A 19,723-nucleotide genomic window follows, 5' to 3' on the forward strand; every position below is an offset into this window, starting at 1 on the left:
CAAAATAATTAAGATTTAATTTTTATCTCGGGGATTTTATGGACATTACAGAACTATTGGCCTTTGCTGCCAAAAATAACGCTTCGGATTTACATTTATCTTCTGGTATGCCACCAATGATTCGTGTGGATGGTGAAGTTCGTCGTATTAACCTTCCTGCTCTTGAACACAAAGAAGTGCACAAATTGGTTTACGACATCATGAACGATAAACAGCGTCGTGATTACGAAGAAAAATTAGAAACTGACTTTTCATTTGAAGTACCTGGTGTGGCTCGTTTCCGTGTGAACGCATTTAACCAAAACCGTGGTGCTGGTGCCGTATTCCGTACCATTCCTTCAAAAGTACTAACCATTGAAGATCTTGGCATGGGCCAAATCTTCAAAGATATTTGTGAATATCCACGTGGCATCGTATTGGTGACCGGTCCAACAGGTTCGGGTAAATCTACCACGCTTGCTGCGATGGTTGATTACATCAACGACAACCGTTATGACCATATTTTAACGGTCGAAGACCCGATCGAATTTGTACACGAATCAAAAAAATGCTTGGTCAACCAACGTGAAGTACACCGTGATACGCACGGCTTTAACGAAGCACTTCGTTCCGCACTGCGTGAAGACCCGGATATTATCTTAGTCGGTGAGATGCGTGACCTTGAAACCATTCGTTTGGCGCTGACAGCTGCTGAAACCGGTCACTTGGTCTTCGGTACACTCCATACAACCTCTGCCGCAAAAACCATTGACCGTGTGATTGACGTATTCCCTGCTGAAGAAAAAGACATGGTTCGTGCCATGTTATCTGAATCACTTCAAGCCGTAATTTCACAAACCCTACTCAAGAAAAATGGTGGCGGTCGTGTGGCTGCGCATGAAATTATGATTGGTATTCCTGCGATCCGTAACTTGATTCGTGAAAACAAAGTTGCGCAAATGTATTCTGCGATTCAAACGGGTGCCAACTACGGTATGACCACACTCGATCAAAGCCTAAAAAATCTTGTCGCAAAAGGCATTATTAGTACGCAGACTGCACGGACTGCAGCGAAGCAACCCGAATCTTTCTTGTAATTTTTTTATTTTTTTGGGGCGATCGTTATGGATTTTAACGGCTTACTTGATTATATGGTGGAGAAAAAAGCATCGGATTTGTTCATTACAGCCGATGTTGAACCCTCGATTAAGATCAATGGGCAAATTTTGCCAATTGGCTCGACTAAGTTACCGGGCCCGACTGTCGGTCAAATCTTACATTCGATTATGTCTGACAAACAGCGTAAGGAATTTGCCGATACGCGCGAATGTAACTTTGCCATTAGCAATACCAGTAAATCTGCTCGTTTTCGTGTCAGCGCCTTTCAACAACGTGACCAGCCAGGTATGGTGTTGCGTCGTATCGAAACCGTTATTCCAACGATGGATGAGTTGAAATTACCACCCATTTTAAAAGAATTAGCGATGACCAAACGTGGCATTATCATTTTCGTAGGTGCAACGGGTACAGGTAAATCAACCTCTTTGGCATCTTTGATTGGCTATCGTAATGAAAATAGCAAAGGTCATATCATTACAATTGAAGACCCGATTGAATTTGTACACCAACACCGAGGCTGTATCATTACCCAACGTGAAGTGGGTATTGATACCGACTCTTTCGAAGTTGCCTTAAAGAATACGCTACGTCAGGCACCTGACGTGATTCTGATTGGTGAGATTCGTTCACGTGAAACCATGGACTATGCGATTGCCTTTGCTGAAACCGGTCACTTGGTTTTTGCAACACTGCATGCCAACAACGCCAACCAGGCCATCGATCGTATCATTCACTTCTTTGAAGCAGATCGTCATAGTCAGCTATTCATGGACTTGTCTTTGAACTTAAAAGCAATGGTTGCGCAGCAGTTGATTCCAACCATTGATGGTAATTCACGTCGTGCTGCCATTGAGATTTTGATCAACTCACCTTTAATTTCAGACTTAATCCGTAAGGGTGAAGTGCATGAAATTAAAGACCTGATGAAGCGTTCTCGTGAACTAGGTATGCAAACCTTTGACCAAGCCTTATATGACCTTTATAAAGCCAAGCAAATTAGCTACAAAGATGCGCTCAAACATGCCGACTCACCGAACGACCTGCGTCTACAAATTAAATTGTCTGAAGAAGGCGGTGAGCATTTACTGCGTGCAAATTCAAATATTACCTTTGATGGTCAACATTAATTTTGCTTAAACGCTTTCGGAAATAAAAAACAGACTTCACATGAAGTCTGTTTTTTATTCATTCTCATCCGCATCGGATTATTTTTTACGATATGCTTCTTGGCATTCAGGCGCATCACAATAGCCATAAAGATTTAATGAGTGACCTGTAAGTTGGAAACCAAATTTTTCTGCCACTTGATGTTGCTCATGCTCAATCACATCATTAGTAAATTCCACCACTTTATTGCAGTTTTGACACACAATATGGTCATGGTGATCTTCTTGCATAATCTCAAAAACAGAATGATTGTTTTCAAAATGATGGCGTTGAATAATACCTGCAGCTTCAAACTGTGTTAACACGCGATACACAGTTGCTAAACCCACATCTTCACCCTGTTCAAGTAAAGTCTTATAAATATCTTCTGCGCTTAAGTGATGTTGTCTTGAATTTTCAAGCAATTCCAATATTTTAATTCGTGGAAGTGTAACTTTAAGTCCAGCTTTACGTAAATCTTGATTTGAAATAGGCATGAAAAAAGGTCTCTCAACAAAATTAAAGTTGGAATATGCAACAAAGTTTAGATGCAGTATGATCTATCCTTGGATCAAATGCATCATAATTAATTTGGGATAGTTTAGCAAAATGCAAAAAATCATGCTGACGTTATTTGTCACTTCATTGCTCGTAGGCTGTTCAACCTTGGGCGTTTATAAAGTTGATATTCCACAAGGTACACCTTTAACTCAAGCACAAGCGGCTAAAATTCAAGTGGGAATGAGCCACCAACAAGTTCGCTTTTTGCTAGGTAGTCCAACTGTTGCCGATCCAATGAATCCGTTACGTTGGGACTACATTTATAAGTATACCCCAGGAACATATGCTAAAAAAGCCAAGATTCCTGCTGCACATGGTCAACACTTAAAAATCTTCTTTGACCAAAACGGTATCGTTCAAAAAATTGAAGGCTTAGAAACCATTCCAGAGTCTCAACCTGGCTTACCAGGTTCTAAAGAAGCGATTTTAACTGCGCCACCACTATAGTCGCTTTCAGATAAAAATAAACCCCTAAATTTAGGGGTTTTTTTTATAAGTACAATTGTTTGAAACGATTGCCTCGACAATAACGACCAACGGGATTTTTCTTGGCGCGATTACGACGAATATCTTTCGGATTAATGGTTAATGCACGATAGATTTCGACACGATCACCTGCTTCAAGTAACTGAGATGAATCGCTTACACGCGCCCCGAAGATTCCTAGTGTTAATACTTCTGGTAAATCTACTTGTTTTCGAATGCCACTTTGCACAATAGCATCTTCAACCGTCATACCGGGATTAAAGATTAGAGGAATTAATATCTGCTGTTCCACGCTCGCATAAGCCACCCACACTTGTAACTGAGCTGTCATTAGAATAACTGCCCAATCACAGCCACCAATGCCAATATTATTGACAAGGGCACTACGATACGTACAGCAATACGCCAAATATTATAAAAGGTTTCATGACTGAAGTTCATTGACTTACGTAGATGACTAATCTTCATAATCCAACCTGCGAAAATCGCATAAATCAGACAAATAATTAAGCCCCAAATCAACAAGGCAATATTAAATACTGGAACAACAGTGCTCAGTGCCCATACAAAAACCGCAACCAATAAAATCGCCCATTGCACCACTATGGCCAATTGGCGTTGTTGTAATTGTTCACGTGCCATTTGAATCAGCAATGCTGAAGCTGCGACTAAACCCACAACCAGTGCTAAAGCAGATACTTGTGCTTTTGCTGCGAAAAAGGCAAAAGCAACCACTGCCAAAAGTTGAGCGATCCAAATCGGAAATACCGTTTTGCTTGCAATCTCTTGTTGCTTCACGGCTGGTAAACTTGACTGCCAATACAAGCCCATCCCCAAACCACTTGCTACGAGCGCCAAGACAGTTGCATTGCCCCACTCACTAAATTCGAGCGCAGTCATTTTCCACTCTGGTAAGGCAGTTCCCATAACATTCGCTAAAACTACTGCAGCAATCACACCAATAGCGGTCAAAATCACTAAAAATTGGCGTGGTACAAACGACAATGCAAATGCAATGACCGCAAGGACAGCCAAAATAATGCTATAGGCAAAGCCATTAGCTGTAAAAATTGCCACATATTGCGACGCGGCTGAAAGCATGGCACCTGCTAAAAATGGAATAAATACTACGGCAAGCCAACCGACTATACGCCATTTGGGTGAAGCATCCGCATCACGTGTTAGCGAAGACAGTGCTTGAACTGCTGTAATTTTTGAACGTTTTGCTAAAGCAATTTCCAAATAACATAGCGGTAAAGCTAAAATAAGCATTGTACCTAGCCACAACAGCCAGAAATCTAGCTGACGTTCAATTTGAATACCTGTTACCGGTGCTAAAGTTGCAATAATGATAAAAGATAAACAGAACGCCATCAGTGGCGATAACCATTTCGACATCGCATTGTCCTGCATGACAAATTCCTTTGAAAATTCTAGCGCTATTTTGCCTTGCTGTGCCTTGAAAATCAAAAACAAAAAGCAAATCACCTTAAAGGTGATTTGCTGCGCAAATGATATTATTAGAATTTAATTGTTTTTATTTCATTTTTTGAGGTTATGAAAAGAAACGTGCAAACCAATTTTTGCCTTTTTTCTTTTCTTTTTCTTTGATGATACCCATCATATTTTCTTTAACCGCACCGACATAATCAGCATCATCGTGCTGAATATGGTTAATCAGCCATTTTGAAAGCACTTCATGTAATTCATTTTCAATCGCATGCCCCATTTCAAAACGGTCACGGTAAGATTCAATTTTTTTAATAAATAAATCATGTACGCGTTTATGTGGCACACGATATTTATAACCCGCTTCTTCTTGTAAAGATTCTTCGAAGGTAAAATGTGATTGAGTGTAATCAATAATGTTTTCCAGAATTTGTTTTACACGATCACGATCTGTATTTGCGTCAATGCCATCAATTTCATTGATGTAGTCAAGAATCCGTTTGTGTTGATCGTCAATCACATCGATACCAGTATTGTATTCTGGAACCCATTTCATTTTCATTACGACCACCTATAAATATGAAGGACTTATCACGTAAATTTCATCATATAATTAAAGAACTTAAATAAAAATGAAGTAAAAAGGTTGGTTTTAATTGAAATACTGCCATTTATATTGTAATCAATTGTTTTTATTATGTTAATTTATTTAATCCCGAGCATAAAGCTAAGATATTTTTTAATCAATTCAATATCTTAGAAAATACCCTTAATTCAATAAAGTGTAAGATATTCATTTTTATAATGAATATCTTTCATTCAAAATTAATACTGATCTGCACGTGTGAGACGTTTTAAAGATGGGTCCAGCCGCTCACGTTCTAAACGTTCAACAACCGTCTTTGCAGCACGAATTGGACGACCATGTTGAAATAAAATCATTTCACCCGGCTCAAATGCTGTCCAAACTTCGTTTTGCGTTAGGGGTTCAGTGGTAATCACGGCAACACGGTCTTCAGGCGTAGTGACTTCACTAAAATCGACTTCAACATCAATATCAATCAACTGTGCAGGCTGAAATGGAAACTCTCGAACCAGCCAATGCAGCTTGGTAATCGCATAACTAAATAGCGCCTGCCCATTCGACAAACAAAAATTAAAGGTGCCATGTTCTGCAATTTTAGGAGAAATTTCTAATAACAGATCAAACACCTGATCGAGTGTAGGTTCGGTATAACCAAAACGTTTCACCATTTGCTCGAGCAAATAGCAAAAGGCCAATTCACTGTCGGTATTGCCGACGGGGCTGAAGCGCCCTGTGAGCTCAGGCTGAAAGCCATGCAGGTCGCCATTATGCGCAAAAATCCACTGTCTGCCCCACAATTCACGACTAAATGGATGTGAGTTTTCAAGATTAATTTTGCCTTGCGTCGCTTTACGAATGTGTGCAATCACATTGCGAGATTTAATCGGGTAGTTTCGGATCAGCTCAGCAATCGGAGACTCTACAGCAGATTGATTGTCGACAAATAAACGACATGCTTTATCTTCAAAAAAAGCGATACCAAAGCCATCACAATGATCTGAGGTAATTCCTGCTCGCTGCGAAAATCCCCGAAACGAAAAAGTTATATCGGTAGGAGTCGCACAATTCATTCCGAGCAGCTGGCACATATCGATCATTTCAGCAGTAAATCTATGATTTCTCTATTGTGCATGACAGTTTTAGTTGTTGTAAATCTAAAATCGGCGCCATTGTAAGAGTTTTTATAATCCAACAGGGCAAATACATTATTTGATCTTTTCAAAAGTTACTTAGCCAACTGATAAATAATAAAAAAGCCTCAAAAGAGGCTTTTTTATATCAAAAAATGCTAAGTATCTTAAGCTTTTTTCACATTGGTTCGATTGGTGATTAATGTACCCACACCATGATCCGTAAAGATTTCAAGTAATGTTGCATGAGGTACACGACCATCAACAATATGTGCGCTGATTACGCCGCCTTTGACTGCATCTAATGCACAGCCAACTTTCGGAATCATGCCGCCATAGATCACGCCAGTTTCAATCAAACGATCGACTTCTTGGGTGGTTAACCCAGTCAGCAGATTTTTATTTTCGTCTAAAACACCCGTGATATTGGTCAATAAAATTAGCTTTTCCGCACCCAATGCTTCAGCCACTTTACCTGCAACCAAGTCAGCATTGATGTTATAGGTGTTGCCGTCTTCGTCTACACCTAATGGTGCAATCACAGGAATAAAATCGCTTTGGGTAAACATTTCAAGTACGTCAGTTTTCACACCAACCACTTCGCCAACTAGACCTAAATCAATCTGTTTTACTGAACCATCTTCGGCTGTTTTTTCCATCAATAATTTTTGCGCACGGATCAAATTACCATCTTTACCCGTTAAACCAATTGCACGGCCACCGTGTTTATTGATTAAGTTCACAATCGATTTGTTCACGCTGCCGCCCAAGACCATCTCGACAACTTCCATCGTTGCAGGATCAGTCACGCGCATACCGTCGATACGATCAGACTCACGGCCTAATTGTTTGAGGAATGAATCCACTTGTGGACCACCGCCATGAACCACAATCGGATTTAAACCAACCGTTTTCAGCAGCACGATATCACGTGCAAATGAGCTCTCAAGCTCAGGATCGGTCATGGCATTACCACCATACTTCACTACCAGCGTCTTACCCGCAAAACGTTGAATATACGGCAAAGCTTCCGTCAGGATTTGTGCTTTGTCGATGCCAGTATGTTGATGTGGCATTTGCCTCTCCTTATTGAGCATCTGGAATGTCATGAGCAATGTCTGGATAGTGCTCAACTAACATGGAAACAAACAGATCTCGTATTTCTTTTAAGCGTGCTGATGAGTTGGCATCAAAGCGTAAAGTGAAATACTCACCTGTATTCGATGCTCGAATGATGCCAAATCCATCATCAAAATCAAGGCGTATTCCATCAATTTTACTGATTTGTGCCAGAATTCGCGTAGAATTGGCTTCAACCTGCTTTAAAACTTCCGCTGGATCATGCTGATGCGTACTGACATATAAATCTTCGGTACTAAAGCGCTCTGGATATTTCGCCAAAGCTTCTGACAATGTCAGCCCCTGAGTTTGAATATATTCTAAGACTCTTAGTGCAGCATATAGACCATCGTCATAACCGCCGCCGCGGCCGTCATTAAAAACATAATGCCCTGCGTATTCACCACCAAAAACCGCTTTGCCTTTAGATTGGGAAATATATTTTCGCAAGAAACTACTGCCTGTTCGAATCATGACAGGCTGTGCTTCTAGATCACACACGGTATCGCGAATCATTGTTGAACATTTCACATCAAACACCACTTCAGCATGTGGTTTTTGAGTCAAACAAATTTCAGCAAATAAACATAATAATCGATCTGCAGAAACCACTTTGCCAGTTTCATCAATTAACACTAAACGATCACCATCACCATCTAAAGCAATGCCAATATCGGCCTTTTGCAACTGTATGGCTTGGCGAAGATGGGTTAAATGTTTGAGCTGTGATGGATCTGGAGCATGATCAGGGAAATGTCCATCAGCTTGGCAACGTAATGCCAAAACTTCACAGCCTAATTTATTTAATGATAAGGCTGCACAATGCCCAGCTGAACCATGCATGCCATCGATCACAACTTTAAGCGGTTGCTGTAAATGAATTTCATCTAAAATAAATTTCTGATAGGCCAAACAATATTCAGGCTTGATTTCGTGTGGCTCAAGTTCAGTCATCAAATGCACACGTTCCGAAGAAAAACAATTTCGTGCTTCGACTGCAACGTGTTGAATCATCTCCGGACAAGGTGGCTCACCTTTGATAATCCACTTGATACCATTATCTGATTTAGGATTATGGCTCGCCGTCACCATAATGCCATTGCCTTGAAATTGTCCCGCAATAAAATACAACATCGGGCTTGAGCAGCAGCCAATAATTTCCGCTTCAAGGCCAGCCTCATGGCAGACTTTTTGAATTATTTTTGCATAGGTTGGACTGGTTAAACGCGCATCATAGCCAATGGCAAGGCTCTTTTGCCCTGCATCTAAATATTGTTTGACTAAGCCACAAGCAATTGACTGAACTAAATCAGCATTTAAGAGCGATATTTTCCCGCGAATGTCATATGCACGAAAAATATGTTGCGGAAAGTGACTAAACAGTGAACCCATACTATGTTCTTCTAATTACATCTTTATTAATTAAAAAATCTAAAATTCTATTGAGAATTTAAGCTTTTAATTAAAGGATAAAATCCTGAAAAAAAGTGTAGCTTTTTTATAACAAATTTAGTAAACAATCAATTAATAATATTTAAATACTGATCAAAAACTTAAAAATTAATCCCAAAACTTCTATTTTCCACAAATTATTTTTATATATAAATCATTAATTTACAATTTAAAAAATATCAAACCACCCGTTCATCTATATTTATTTTACTTTTCAAATATTTTTAAACTCCTATTCCACTCTGTACAAATATAGTAAATTGATCAAATTTAAATCAAAAAACAAGGCTCAATTTATTCTTCTCTATTAAAATATAAACCGAGTAATTTCATCAGAATTAAATTTTCGATGTAACTCTATAAACGATCTTGATAAAAGCCTAAATACTCTAAATATCGATTTGATTTTGAATAAATTAAAATTTAAATAAAATGATATAAATAAAAACCATCACGAGGATGGTTTTTTATTCGCTACTTGATTATAGGCATTTTACTTGTCAACACACTGGATCAAAAGTCTCGCGCTGATTAGTTTTTACCTGTATGACCAAAACCGCCTGCACCACGTTCAGTGGCTTCAAACTCATCTACAATATCAAACTGAGCTTGTACAACTGGCACTAAAACATATTGTGCTAAACGCTCACCCGGCTCTAGGCTAAATGTAGTTTGGCTACGGTTCCAAACAGATACCATCAATTCACCTTGGTAGTCTGAATCAATCAAACCGACCAAGTTACCCAACACGATTCCGTGTTTATGACCTAAGCCTGAACGCGGCAAAATTAAACCTGCAAAGTTAGTGTCTTCGATATAAATCGATAGGCCTGTTTTTACCAGAACAGTTTGACCCGGTTCAATTACGGTGGTTTCTTCTACACATGCACGGAGATCAAGACCTGCCGAACCTGCTGTGGCATAAGTTGGCATTGGCCATTCCGTACCTAAACGTGTGTCGAGAACTTTAACTTGAACTTTCATGGTTCATTCCTGTTTCAATAAAACGAATTTCAAAAAATAAATAAAATATTCTACGCATTAAGCTTTAACGCTTAATCAGCGCGCGTAAATTTTCTAAATAATGCTGTGCTTGCTGTTTAGGATCGATATCCCCTGCCAGCTTTTTCTTGCGCCCTAACCACTCCAATTCATCTTGTGGCAGTTCGTCCAAGAAACGGCTTGGTGTCATTTGTCGCATTTGACCACCGGCTTTACGCTGCTCTGCAAGAGTCATGGTTAAACCTTGACGTGCACGAGTAATCCCCACATACATCAGTCGACGTTCTTCCTCAACCGTGTCGGCAGCAATGGAGTTTTTATGCGGTAGAATTTCTTCTTCCAGACCAATCAAATAAACGAATGGAAATTCCAGACCTTTCGACGCATGAAGTGTTAACAAATTGACTTTATCGGTGTCTTCTTCTTCTTGTTGCTGTTCTAACATATCGAGCAGCACCATTTTACGAATCACACTTTCAATGTTCTTTTCATCTACATCTTCAGCGCGGTTTATCAAACTTTGAATACTGCTATATAGCACTTCAATATTATCCAGTTTGGTTTTTTCCTGCGCAGGTGTAGCTGCAGATTCTTTAACATAGTCGATATAACCTGCTTCAATCATCATGCGACGAATAATGGGAACAGGCTCATCATCTTCTAATAATTCACGGGTAAAGGTCGAAATAAAGTCTGCAAATTCAGCCAATTGGGTTGTAGCTTTTTTCGGAATCGCCATGCTCAAGCGCTGATCCCCTGCTGCACTGAGCAAAGACAAATTACTTTCCTGCGCAAATAGACCAAGCTTTTCCAAAGTCACAGGACCAATCGCACGTTTTGGTGTATTGATAATTCGTAAGAATGCGCTGTCATCTTCAGGGTTGATGATCAAACGTAAGTAGCTCATCAAGTCCTTAATTTCAGCACGAGCGAAGAAAGACTGACCACCCGATAATTTATACGGGATCTGCATTTGGCGTAGCTGTGTCTCTAGAGCACGCGCTTGGAAATTACCACGGTATAAAATGGCGTAGTCTTTCCAATTTTTACCGTTCATCAGCTTGTGCGTAATCAAGTCTTTTACGACGCGTTCTGATTCATCATCGTCATTACGACAAGTAATCACGCGGATCACTTCACCATGGCCTTTATCTGACCAAAGCTTTTTATCGAAAATATGTGGGTTATTGCCAATAACTGTATTGGCAGCTTTTAAAATACGACTGGTCGAGCGATAGTTTTGCTCAAGCTTAATCACTTTCAGATTACGGAAATCTTCCTTCAATAAAGCCATGTTCTCAGGCTTAGCACCACGCCATGCATAAATTGATTGGTCATCATCACCTACCGCAGTGAATTGTCCCATGACACCCACGAGTAATTTCACCAAAATATATTGCGCGGTGTTGGTATCTTGATATTCATCGACCAATAAATAGCGGATTCGATTTTGCCAACGATCACGCACTTCTGCATTTTCTTGTAATAAGCGCGTCGGCATGACAATTAAATCATCAAAATCCACAGCATTGTAGGCACGTAAATTACGCTCATACAGTTGATACAAATGCGCAAATTGAACGTCTTCTGCTGTTTCACAAGTGGTGTGCGCTTGCTCAGGTGGAATCAGATCGTTTTTCCAATCTGAAATCATTTTCATAGCTTTGGCAATCAGCTCTTTACTTTCTGCACCGGATAAATTGTCGCGATGCATTAAGTCCATCAAAATGCGTTTGCAGTCATCTGCATCTAAAATTGAAAAGTTATTTTTCAGTGGTGTATTTTTTAATTCCAAACGGAGCATGTTTAGCCCGAAGTTATGGAATGTAGAAACCGACAGCCCTTTTGCCTCTTCACGGCTCATCAGCTTCGTCACACGCTCTTTCATTTCACGCGCAGCTTTGTTGGTAAAGGTCATCGCGGTGATACGGTGCGCAGGAATACCACAATGCTTCACCAAATAGGCAATTTTACGGGTAATCACCGATGTTTTGCCTGAACCTGCCCCTGCAAGTACTAACAAGGGTCCTTGAGTGTATTTCATTGCTTCAAGTTGCTTGTCGTTCAACTGACTTGCCAGTGACATAGTCTTTCCTCTTATTAATTCGAGGATGATTATAGTCATCTGAAACGATCTTGCCTAATGCAAAATGTATTTTATCGGTCATTAAAAATGCCATAAAAAAAGCCACCCGAGGGTGGCCTTTCGTTTCGAACTAAAACTTATTTAGTTTCGTAAACTGAGATTTCTACGCGACGGTTTTGTTCACGACCTGCAGCAGTTGAGTTATCCGCTACTGGAGAAGTTGAACCGTAACCACGTGCAGTAATACGAGTTGAAGAAATACCTTGAGACGCTAGGTAGTTTTTCACTGAGTTTGCACGGTTTTGAGAAAGTGGGTTGTTGATCGCATCAGTACCAGTGTTATCTGTGTGACCGTGTACAACGATTGCAAGTTTGTTTGCAGTACCGTCTTCACGCAATACTTTAGCAACATCATTCAACGCAGATTGGAACTGAGATTGAATAGTTGAAGAGTTAGTTGCGAAAGTTACTGATGGCATAACAAGGTTGATCGAACCATCTGGATTACGACCTACGTCAACACCAGTACCAGCCAATTCTTGTTTAAGACGTTTTTCTTTCTTATCAAGAAGAAGACCTGCACCACCACCAACTACAGCACCAATTGCAGCTGCTTGACCCATTTTGTCTTTATCAGCATTAGAATAAGCAATACCAGCGCCTAAAAGAGCACCTAGACCAGTACCGATTGCTGCTTTGTCATATTCCATGTTTTGACAACCAGTAAGTGCCATTGCCCCAACTACTGCCGAAATTACTAGTGCACGCATTGCATGCCTCCTTCTTTGTGTTTTGTTGTATGGTTGAAATGATGAAGTAAAACAAATGGCTGAACCATTGATTTTTTGTTAATAATAAAACGTTTAGTTACAATTTGTAATATGAATACGAGATTTATTTGTTAATTCCATCACAATTTCTTCACAGTTCTGCAGATGCCCTTTTTTATTTAATCAACTCGAACTATATTTATTTGAATAAATCATTATTTGGACAATTTCCGCTAGGACTTTTTATATGTCATCTCAAACAAATAAGCAACCGACACTAAAAAAAATTAGCAAAGGACTTACCGTCGGTTCAGTTATGACAGGCAGTACTTTTTTCCATGGTCCTCCTGTACTAGCCCTTGGTCTAACCAAACTCTTTAAAAAATCAAAAAAGGTTGATGAAACCAACATAAAAATTACCAACAGTTGGCTCATGGTTAATAACTGGTTAATTGATCACGTTTTACCTAACACAAAATGGGATATCACTATCGATGAAGGCCTCGACTTAAATTTGCATGGTCGCTATCTCATGACCTGTAACCATCAGAGTTGGGTCGATACAACAGTTAACCAATATTTTGGTTTAACCCGTATGCCACTGACGCGTTTCTTTACCAAATGGGAACTCATTTTCATTCCATTTGTTGGACAAGCTTTTAAAATTTTAGGCTTTCCAATGATGAAACGACACAGCAAAGAACAAATCGCGAAAAATCCTGAACTTAAATATCGAGATATGGAAGAAGCGCGTAAATCTTGTGAACAGTTATTGAGTCAGCCTTTTACCCTGTTGAACTATTTGGAAGGCACTCGCTTTACCCCTGAAAAGCATGCGCAGCAGCAGTCGCCGTATCAAAACCTTCTAAAGCCGAAAGCGGGTGGTTTAGCACTGGCACTCAATATTTTAGGGGATCAAGTTGATGCTCTCGTAGATATGACCATCGTCTATCCAAATGGTGCACCGGGTTATGGTGAATTTTGGCTCGGTGAAGTTCCACGTATCGCCGTGGATTTACGTAAAATTGAAATTCCTACTTGGGTGCATGGCGGCAACTATGAAGATGACGCAGAGTTCCGTGAAAAATTTCAGCATTGGGTGGATGAGCTATGGACGGAGAAAGACCAACTCATTACTCGTATGAAAGCCAAATACTCAGTTACTGAATAATTAAGAAGAAGTTTTTATGTCGCAGAACAGCATGCCGCAAAACAAGAAATCTAAATATCATCATGTCAATCCAGACAGTTGGTCATTCAAACTGTTTTTGATTTATGACATATTCATGGTGTTTATTATTGTTTTTAACTTGTTCTGCCTGTGCATGAACTTTTTTCTCATGAGCAATCTTGGCAGTTGGTTCTTTAACAGTATCCACCTGCCCGATGTGCTGAGTTTTTACCGTGAACATTTGCATCCGTGGGTGATTACCACCGAAGCGTGGTTCATTATCTTTTTGATTGTAGAACTGTTGGTGCGCTGGGCGATTGCCATCATCAACAAGCACCATCAGCGCTGGTTCTTCTTCCCATTTATACATTGGTACGAAATTTTAGCCATTGTGCCGCATTTACGTTTCCTGCGTTTATTTCGCGCGGGCGTGATTGCCTATCGACTTTATGAAATGGGTTATCAGATTGTGCCATCGGCATGGCAAAAGAAAGCTTTGTTTTATTATCGTGTGGTGATGGAAGAACTGTCTGATCGAGTAGTACTGACGGTGCTCGATGGGGTTAGACATGAGTTAAACACCAGTACCACACATAAAGATTTGATTAGCAATGTCGTTCAGCATCACCGAGAGTTATTTACCCAAGTCTTGGCCGAAATTTTGCAAGAAAATTTAAGCAAAGAGCTACGTGCTGAACGTGAATTGATCGCCAAAAATGTCGGAAAAATCGTCAGTCAGGCCATCGAAGACACCCCAGAACTCACGCAGCTATTGCGCTTAGTGCCAATCGTTGGCAGCCGCATTGAACAGCAGATTCAAAGTATCGGGCAACGTTTGGGTGAAAATATTACCCAAGGTTTAATTTCCCCGTTGGCTTATCCCAATACATCGACGGCTCAGAAACCCAATCTATATTTAGACATTTCACAGCGTGTTAGCCGTATTGAAATCGAAAATAATGCCCAGCTGGATGAGTTGGTTCGCTCTGCGGTTTTTGAAAGTCTAGAAGCTATTCGTAAGCAAGTGAAAGTAAAACAGTGGCAGCAGATTATGCAGGAGCAGGACCAAGCTACAGAATAAACACTTAGTCAAAAATAATTGCGAACTCCGCTAGAGTATTCATGCAAATTGTTCTAGGATTTGCTCTATTTACAACATAACTACTTCGGCACAAAAGTAATAGTTAGAAGTCTCAAGGATTCAATATGGCTGATATACGGATAAAAGGCAAAATGGTCAATGCGATTCGCATTCACCTCGATACCAATGATCATGATGCGATCCGCCAGCAACTTACTCCAATGTTCCAAAAGGCTTTTCCACCCGGAACATTAGCCGTGATTGAAAGTACGGTTGATCAAGAACTAATTGCACTGATTCAACTACTTATTAGTATTGAAATTCAACCGATTGGTGTCACTGAAGGTCCGCTATCGGACCAAGCACGTGCTATCCAATTTCCCGTAGTTCCTGCGGATCGCAAACTACAACAAGTTAAACCGACACGCGAACAAGTGGTTGAAGAACCCGCACCTGCAGAAGAAAAAACCGAAGATAAAATTGCTGCAGTCGAAGTACCGACCATTCGTCATGCTACGTCGTATCACAATGAAATCTTACGTACAGGTCAATGTTTAGTCCAAGACCATGGCGATATCATTATTAATGCTGGTATTAATAGCGGTTCAGAAGTAATTGCTTCAGGAAATATACATATTTATGGTAGTGCTCGTGGTAGAGTCATTGCCGGAGCTGGTGGGAACACGGCTGCACGTATTTTCTGCCATTCATTAGAAGCTGAATTGGTTTCAATAGCAGGGACTTACTGTGTCGCTGATGATATTCCGCCTCATGTGGTCAAACAGCCAGTACATATTTATTTGAATGACCAGCAAGAGCTAGTATTTGAAGCTTTGCAATTTTAATGTATAAATAATCACCAAACCCCTAATTAAAAAAGGGGATTTAAACCATAACAGGAGTGGATTCGGTGGCGAAAATTGTTGTCGTAACATCAGGTAAAGGTGGCGTAGGTAAAACAACTACAAGCGCATCTTTTGCAACAGGTTTAGCCCTTCGCGGCCACAAAACTGTTGTGATCGACTTTGATGTGGGTTTACGTAACCTTGACTTGATCATGGGCTGTGAACGCCGCGTTGTATATGACTTTGTAAACGTATTGAATAACGAAGCTCGATTACAACAAGCGCTTATTCGCGATAAAGATATTGAAAATCTCTACATTTTGCCAGCATCTCAAACACGTGATAAAGACGCGTTAACAGATGAAGGTGTAGCTCGTGTAATGGACGAACTTTCTCAAGAGTTCGATTACATTATTTGTGACTCACCTGCGGGTATCGAACGTGGTGCAATTTTAGCAATGTATCATGCTGATGAAGCGATCATTGTGACGAACCCAGAAATTTCTTCGGTACGTGACTCTGACCGTATTATTGGTATGCTCGACAGCAAAACCAAAAAAGTAGAACAAAACGAAGGTCGTATCCGTAAGCATCTCTGTATTACACGTTTCAATCCAGAACGTGCGGATAAACAAGAGATGTTGACGATTGATGACATTTCAAAAGATATTTTACGCGTACCGACTTTAGGTGTTATTCCTGAATGTAAAAGCGTTCTACAAGCATCAAACGAAGGTAAACCAGTGATTTTGTTTACAGAAGAAGCGGCTGGCCAAGCGTATGATGACCTTGTTGCACGTTTCCTTGGTGAAGAGCGCCCTTACCGTCACATTACGGTAAAACCTAAGGGTTGGTTAGCACGTCTATTTGGAGCGTAATCATGGCAGGATTCTGGAGCAAACTTTTTAGCAGCGACGAGAAACCGTCAAGCGCACAAACGGCAAAAGACCGTTTAAAAGTCATCGTGGCATCTGAGAATGGTTTAGGTAAACGCCTTAGCCAAGACAAGATTGACATGATGAAAAAAGAAATCATGCAAGTGGTAAACCGCTATGTTCGTGGTGTAGATGAGCAACACATTCAAATGTCTGTTCGTTCTGAAGCGAATATTGAAATGCTTGAAATGAATATCAATTTGCCTGAAGAACGTTAATCTGAATTCTGATTAGCCAAGTAAATTGAATCAAGGCAAAATGTGAGGCTGGATCAGTAAAGCGCTGCTTTACCCAGCCGCAAGATGAGAAGCTTTGCTTCGAGTGGGCTGGATTAGTTTTATTCCTTTGTTAGATCAAAAGCTTTGCTTCGAGTAAACGGGATAAAAAAAATAACTTTTGATCCAACCATAAAATGAGTCGCTTAACTTAGAGATGGCGAATAAAACCATTTTACTTGCGTACTCATTTTTGCCTTTTTGTATTTTTAAACCAGCAAGGAGATTGCGATGGCATTATCTCAGCCAGCAACGTTCAACGAAGAATGGTCAGATGAGCGTGTATTTGCCTACCTTACTCAGCTTCCTCCTGAAGGAGTGAATGGCGACTTTCACGTGCTTTACCATGCTTTCAAACATATGCGTCCAAATGACTATGAGCGTCTTTTGACTCAATTCGTTGCCGATGGTCGTGATGTGAACGCAACTAATCCTGAAGGTCAGCGTATTCATGACGTGATTGCTCAATATCCACGTCAAAGCGCAGGTTTCCTCGAAGTATTGGCAAAATTTGCTTAATTTCGAGTACCAAAAAAAAGCCCGCATGATGCGGGCTTTTTTATCTTATTTAATACCGGCGTTATTGAATATCATCATAATCAATGCACGGTCAACATAAGCAATGGAAACATCAAGCCAAAACCAATGGTTTGTACACAAATAATGGCCGCCATCAGTTGTGAATCACCTTGATAATAGCGTGTCAAAATATAAGACGATGATGCCGTCGGCAAAGCAAAAAAGACCACTAAAATCATCCGCTCAAAATCAGTCAAACCCATCCAAGTACTCAATAGATAAGCAATACATGGCATTAACATGAGACGCCCTATCGTATTTAAACTTAAACGACGTAGATCGGCGCGCATTTGCTGAAACTGTAATGCTGCCCCAACAGAAAGTAGTCCGAGCGGTAAACTCATGGCTGCCAATATTTTTAATAACTCAGGTAAGCCTTTAAACAGACTCAAGCCTGATAAATTAAACAATACCCCTGCCACACAGCCTAAAATTAAGGGATTTTTTGCGATGGACTGACAGGTCTGCCCCAATTGCTTCACACTTAAATTTGAAAAAGCCAAGACTGAAATAATATTGACTAAGGGCACAGCAACGGCAATTAACATGGCAAACATCTGCATGCCTGTAGAGCCAAATAAAGCGCCCATTAGGGATAAACCAATATAGGTATTAAAACGGATATGACTTTGGATATACACGCCAAAACGCTGCACGGGGATATGCATAAACTGCTTGATCCCCCACAACACGATGCTGATCAAACAGGTGCCCGCAACCAGTACTGTCAACATTCGTGAAACAGTGTTCATATCCAATTGCACGGCTGATACATTCAAAAATAGCAGCACAGGAAATAAAACGTAGTAATTGAGTTTTTCTGAATTTGCCCAAAATTCATCCTGAACAAACTGTGTGTATTTAAGCATATAGCCCATTGCGATTAATGCAACGAGGGGAAACAATGCGACGACGATATTCATGCTGTACGCCTTGAAATAAACAAGCTATTTCATCTTTAACCATTTATGTAGCACAATATAATCCTCATCTAGACTCATAACAAAATGAGCAATTACTCATGGCAATGACATTTTCTCAGCTTGAAATTTTTATTAAAGTCGCAGAACAACAAAGCTTTACTCTCGCTGCTCGGCAACTGGGAATTACTCAGTCGGCTGTCTCTCATGCATTAAAGTGTTTAGAGCAACATTGGAATGTCAGCTTATTTAGCCGTGAGCAAGGCGAAATAAGCCTGACCCACATTGGTCAGCAGTTATTGCTGCATGCCAAAGAAGTCATCAATACCGCACAAATCATGCAACAAGAAGTGCATGCCGCACATGGTATTCAACAAGGAACACTGAGAATTGGTTCTTTTGGTTCTTCTAGTTCGATTCATCTGCTTCCAGAGCTATTAAAGGCGTATCGAGAACGTTATCCGCATATTGAGATCTATGTCGAGGAAGGCACCGATGCAGAAGTGTCTCGTTGGATTTCTGAACGTCAAATTGATGTGGGTTTTGCCGTACTCCCTAAGCCGCAACTGTTCACCTTCCCCTTAATCCAAGATATTTTCATTGCCTTGATTCCAGATAGTTATTCAGTTTCCAAACACAGTCATTTAAATATCCAAGACCTACAAAACTACCCCTTTATTATGACCCGTGCAGGCAGCCAGTCCCATGTCGAAAAACTGCTTAAACAACACCAAATACAACCTAAAATCACCTATCAAATGTCGCAACTGCTAACCATTTTAAACATGGTGAATTTACAGGAAGGGATTGCTATCGTTGCGGATATGGCGATGCCTGCTGAGCTGTTGGCGCTACATCCACATGTGGTTAAACGTCCACTCTTTCCAAATACCCAACGGCAGATTGGACTCGCCGTAAAAAATCAAAAACTCATGAGCCCGGCCTGCAAAGCTTTTATCGAACTGGCCCAGTCCATGTTCTACCAAGAAAAGTTCACAATCTAAAAATAAAAAAACCTGCCGAAGCAGGTTT

Annotated in this window: 21 protein-coding genes; 10 read left to right on the forward strand and 11 right to left on the reverse strand. The window is 40.3% G+C overall.

The features are described 5' to 3' along the window. The first annotated feature begins 38 nt into the window (after window positions 1-38). Window positions 39-1,076 (forward strand): type IV pilus twitching motility protein PilT, encoded by a 1,038-nt coding sequence (locus FTU06_RS09295; RefSeq protein WP_078190026.1) that lies wholly within the window; start codon window positions 39-41, stop codon window positions 1,074-1,076. Between the two features lie 27 nt (window positions 1,077-1,103). Then, window positions 1,104-2,225, forward strand: a complete 1,122-nt coding sequence (locus tag FTU06_RS09300) for a PilT/PilU family type 4a pilus ATPase (RefSeq protein ID WP_168379063.1) — start codon at window positions 1,104-1,106, stop codon at window positions 2,223-2,225. A gap of 78 nt (window positions 2,226-2,303) precedes the next feature. On the opposite strand, the gene fur is transcribed toward FTU06_RS09300, so the two are convergent. Then, complete coding sequence (gene fur, locus FTU06_RS09305; RefSeq protein ID WP_078193101.1) at window positions 2,304-2,741, reverse strand: ferric iron uptake transcriptional regulator; 438 nt, start codon at window positions 2,739-2,741, stop codon at window positions 2,304-2,306. A 112-nt stretch (window positions 2,742-2,853) separates the two neighbouring features. Between fur and FTU06_RS09310 the strand changes: the two genes are divergently transcribed. Beyond that, window positions 2,854-3,252 (forward strand): outer membrane protein assembly factor BamE, encoded by a 399-nt coding sequence (locus FTU06_RS09310; RefSeq protein WP_078193102.1) that lies wholly within the window; start codon window positions 2,854-2,856, stop codon window positions 3,250-3,252. A gap of 43 nt (window positions 3,253-3,295) precedes the next feature. On the opposite strand, the gene FTU06_RS09315 is transcribed toward FTU06_RS09310, so the two are convergent. The 9 genes from FTU06_RS09315 to FTU06_RS09355 form a co-directional block, all read right to left on the reverse strand. Then, on the reverse strand, window positions 3,296-3,622 hold the full coding sequence (locus FTU06_RS09315) for an RnfH family protein (protein WP_180004252.1): 327 nt from the start codon (window positions 3,620-3,622) through the stop codon (window positions 3,296-3,298). Beyond that, on the reverse strand, window positions 3,622-4,704 hold the full coding sequence (locus FTU06_RS09320) for a hypothetical protein (RefSeq protein WP_180004250.1): 1,083 nt from the start codon (window positions 4,702-4,704) through the stop codon (window positions 3,622-3,624). Before FTU06_RS09320 ends, FTU06_RS09315 begins: the two co-directional genes overlap by 1 nt. A 142-nt stretch (window positions 4,705-4,846) precedes the next feature. Further along, a complete protein-coding gene (locus tag FTU06_RS09325) occupies window positions 4,847-5,302 on the reverse strand; it encodes a bacteriohemerythrin (RefSeq protein ID WP_078190032.1) in 456 nt (151 codons plus the stop codon). 263 nt (window positions 5,303-5,565) lie between these two features. Continuing rightward, window positions 5,566-6,414, reverse strand: coding sequence for a class II glutamine amidotransferase (locus FTU06_RS09330; RefSeq protein WP_180146229.1), 849 nt, complete (start codon window positions 6,412-6,414; stop codon window positions 5,566-5,568). A gap of 209 nt (window positions 6,415-6,623) precedes the next feature. Continuing rightward, window positions 6,624-7,532: an acetylglutamate kinase gene (gene argB / locus FTU06_RS09335; RefSeq protein ID WP_078190033.1), complete on the reverse strand. Its 909-nt coding sequence runs from the start codon at window positions 7,530-7,532 to the stop codon at window positions 6,624-6,626. A 10-nt stretch (window positions 7,533-7,542) separates the two neighbouring features. Then, window positions 7,543-8,967, reverse strand: coding sequence for a phosphomannomutase/phosphoglucomutase (locus tag FTU06_RS09340; RefSeq protein ID WP_180146215.1), 1,425 nt, complete (start codon window positions 8,965-8,967; stop codon window positions 7,543-7,545). Window positions 8,968-9,558: 591 nt separating this feature from the next. Further along, window positions 9,559-10,011, reverse strand: a complete 453-nt coding sequence (gene dut / locus FTU06_RS09345; protein WP_180110805.1) for a dUTP diphosphatase — start codon at window positions 10,009-10,011, stop codon at window positions 9,559-9,561. 64 nt (window positions 10,012-10,075) lie between these two features. Then, window positions 10,076-12,115: a UvrD-helicase domain-containing protein gene (locus tag FTU06_RS09350; protein ID WP_078193107.1), complete on the reverse strand. Its 2,040-nt coding sequence runs from the start codon at window positions 12,113-12,115 to the stop codon at window positions 10,076-10,078. Between the two features lie 137 nt (window positions 12,116-12,252). Next, window positions 12,253-12,885, reverse strand: a complete 633-nt coding sequence (locus FTU06_RS09355; RefSeq protein WP_078193108.1) for an OmpA family protein — start codon at window positions 12,883-12,885, stop codon at window positions 12,253-12,255. Between the two features lie 247 nt (window positions 12,886-13,132). Between FTU06_RS09355 and FTU06_RS09360 the strand changes: the two genes are divergently transcribed. The 6 genes from FTU06_RS09360 to FTU06_RS09385 all read left to right on the forward strand — a co-directional run bounded on the left by FTU06_RS09360 (window position 13,133) and on the right by FTU06_RS09385 (window position 17,711). Further along, window positions 13,133-14,056: an acyltransferase gene (locus FTU06_RS09360; RefSeq protein WP_180050356.1), complete on the forward strand. Its 924-nt coding sequence runs from the start codon at window positions 13,133-13,135 to the stop codon at window positions 14,054-14,056. A gap of 16 nt (window positions 14,057-14,072) precedes the next feature. Beyond that, window positions 14,073-15,137, forward strand: a complete 1,065-nt coding sequence (locus FTU06_RS09365; RefSeq protein WP_373684702.1) for a preprotein translocase subunit SecA — start codon at window positions 14,073-14,075, stop codon at window positions 15,135-15,137. A gap of 125 nt (window positions 15,138-15,262) precedes the next feature. Continuing rightward, a complete protein-coding gene (minC, locus tag FTU06_RS09370) occupies window positions 15,263-15,982 on the forward strand; it encodes a septum site-determining protein MinC (protein ID WP_078193110.1) in 720 nt (239 codons plus the stop codon). Between the two features lie 65 nt (window positions 15,983-16,047). Then, window positions 16,048-16,860 carry a septum site-determining protein MinD gene (minD, locus tag FTU06_RS09375; protein ID WP_067670152.1) on the forward strand — a complete coding sequence of 271 codons (813 nt, stop codon included), beginning with the start codon at window positions 16,048-16,050 and terminating at the stop codon, window positions 16,858-16,860. Between the two features lie 2 nt (window positions 16,861-16,862). Next, on the forward strand, window positions 16,863-17,135 hold the full coding sequence (gene minE, locus FTU06_RS09380) for a cell division topological specificity factor MinE (protein ID WP_078190039.1): 273 nt from the start codon (window positions 16,863-16,865) through the stop codon (window positions 17,133-17,135). Between the two features lie 288 nt (window positions 17,136-17,423). Then, on the forward strand, window positions 17,424-17,711 hold the full coding sequence (locus tag FTU06_RS09385; RefSeq protein WP_067766167.1) for a PA4642 family protein: 288 nt from the start codon (window positions 17,424-17,426) through the stop codon (window positions 17,709-17,711). 80 nt (window positions 17,712-17,791) lie between these two features. Here the strand turns inward: FTU06_RS09385 and FTU06_RS09390 are convergent, their stop codons facing one another. Continuing rightward, window positions 17,792-18,694 carry an AEC family transporter gene (locus FTU06_RS09390; protein WP_180146217.1) on the reverse strand — a complete coding sequence of 301 codons (903 nt, stop codon included), beginning with the start codon at window positions 18,692-18,694 and terminating at the stop codon, window positions 17,792-17,794. A 104-nt stretch (window positions 18,695-18,798) separates the two neighbouring features. Between FTU06_RS09390 and FTU06_RS09395 the strand changes: the two genes are divergently transcribed. Then, window positions 18,799-19,695 carry a LysR family transcriptional regulator gene (locus FTU06_RS09395; RefSeq protein WP_180146235.1) on the forward strand — a complete coding sequence of 299 codons (897 nt, stop codon included), beginning with the start codon at window positions 18,799-18,801 and terminating at the stop codon, window positions 19,693-19,695. Window positions 19,696-19,723: the final 28 nt, after the last annotated feature.

The organism is Acinetobacter sp. YH12052, assembly GCF_013419835.1.
GTDB classification, from domain to species: Bacteria; Pseudomonadota; Gammaproteobacteria; order Pseudomonadales; family Moraxellaceae; genus Acinetobacter; species Acinetobacter amyesii.

Bases quoted from the DNA above. Each gene is read 5' to 3' on its own strand.
- FTU06_RS09295 (WP_078190026.1), top strand. From the start codon at position 39: ATGGACATTACAGAACTATTGGCCTTTGCTGCCAAAAATAACGCTTCG.
- FTU06_RS09300 (WP_168379063.1), top strand. From the start codon at position 1,104: ATGGATTTTAACGGCTTACTTGATTATATGGTGGAGAAAAAAGCATCG.
- fur (WP_078193101.1), bottom strand. From the start codon at position 2,741: ATGCCTATTTCAAATCAAGATTTACGTAAAGCTGGACTTAAAGTTACA.
- FTU06_RS09310 (WP_078193102.1), top strand. From the start codon at position 2,854: ATGCAAAAAATCATGCTGACGTTATTTGTCACTTCATTGCTCGTAGGC.
- FTU06_RS09315 (WP_180004252.1), bottom strand. From the start codon at position 3,622: ATGACAGCTCAGTTACAAGTGTGGGTGGCTTATGCGAGCGTGGAACAG.
- FTU06_RS09320 (WP_180004250.1), bottom strand. From the start codon at position 4,704: ATGCAGGACAATGCGATGTCGAAATGGTTATCGCCACTGATGGCGTTC.
- FTU06_RS09325 (WP_078190032.1), bottom strand. From the start codon at position 5,302: ATGAAAATGAAATGGGTTCCAGAATACAATACTGGTATCGATGTGATT.
- FTU06_RS09330 (WP_180146229.1), bottom strand. From the start codon at position 6,414: ATGTGCCAGCTGCTCGGAATGAATTGTGCGACTCCTACCGATATAACT.
- argB (WP_078190033.1), bottom strand. From the start codon at position 7,532: ATGCCACATCAACATACTGGCATCGACAAAGCACAAATCCTGACGGAA.
- FTU06_RS09340 (WP_180146215.1), bottom strand. From the start codon at position 8,967: ATGGGTTCACTGTTTAGTCACTTTCCGCAACATATTTTTCGTGCATAT.
- dut (WP_180110805.1), bottom strand. From the start codon at position 10,011: ATGAAAGTTCAAGTTAAAGTTCTCGACACACGTTTAGGTACGGAATGG.
- FTU06_RS09350 (WP_078193107.1), bottom strand. From the start codon at position 12,115: ATGTCACTGGCAAGTCAGTTGAACGACAAGCAACTTGAAGCAATGAAA.
- FTU06_RS09355 (WP_078193108.1), bottom strand. From the start codon at position 12,885: ATGCGTGCACTAGTAATTTCGGCAGTAGTTGGGGCAATGGCACTTACT.
- FTU06_RS09360 (WP_180050356.1), top strand. From the start codon at position 13,133: ATGTCATCTCAAACAAATAAGCAACCGACACTAAAAAAAATTAGCAAA.
- FTU06_RS09365 (WP_373684702.1), top strand. From the start codon at position 14,073: ATGTCGCAGAACAGCATGCCGCAAAACAAGAAATCTAAATATCATCAT.
- minC (WP_078193110.1), top strand. From the start codon at position 15,263: ATGGCTGATATACGGATAAAAGGCAAAATGGTCAATGCGATTCGCATT.
- minE (WP_078190039.1), top strand. From the start codon at position 16,863: ATGGCAGGATTCTGGAGCAAACTTTTTAGCAGCGACGAGAAACCGTCA.
- FTU06_RS09385 (WP_067766167.1), top strand. From the start codon at position 17,424: ATGGCATTATCTCAGCCAGCAACGTTCAACGAAGAATGGTCAGATGAG.
- FTU06_RS09390 (WP_180146217.1), bottom strand. From the start codon at position 18,694: ATGAATATCGTCGTCGCATTGTTTCCCCTCGTTGCATTAATCGCAATG.
- FTU06_RS09395 (WP_180146235.1), top strand. From the start codon at position 18,799: ATGACATTTTCTCAGCTTGAAATTTTTATTAAAGTCGCAGAACAACAA.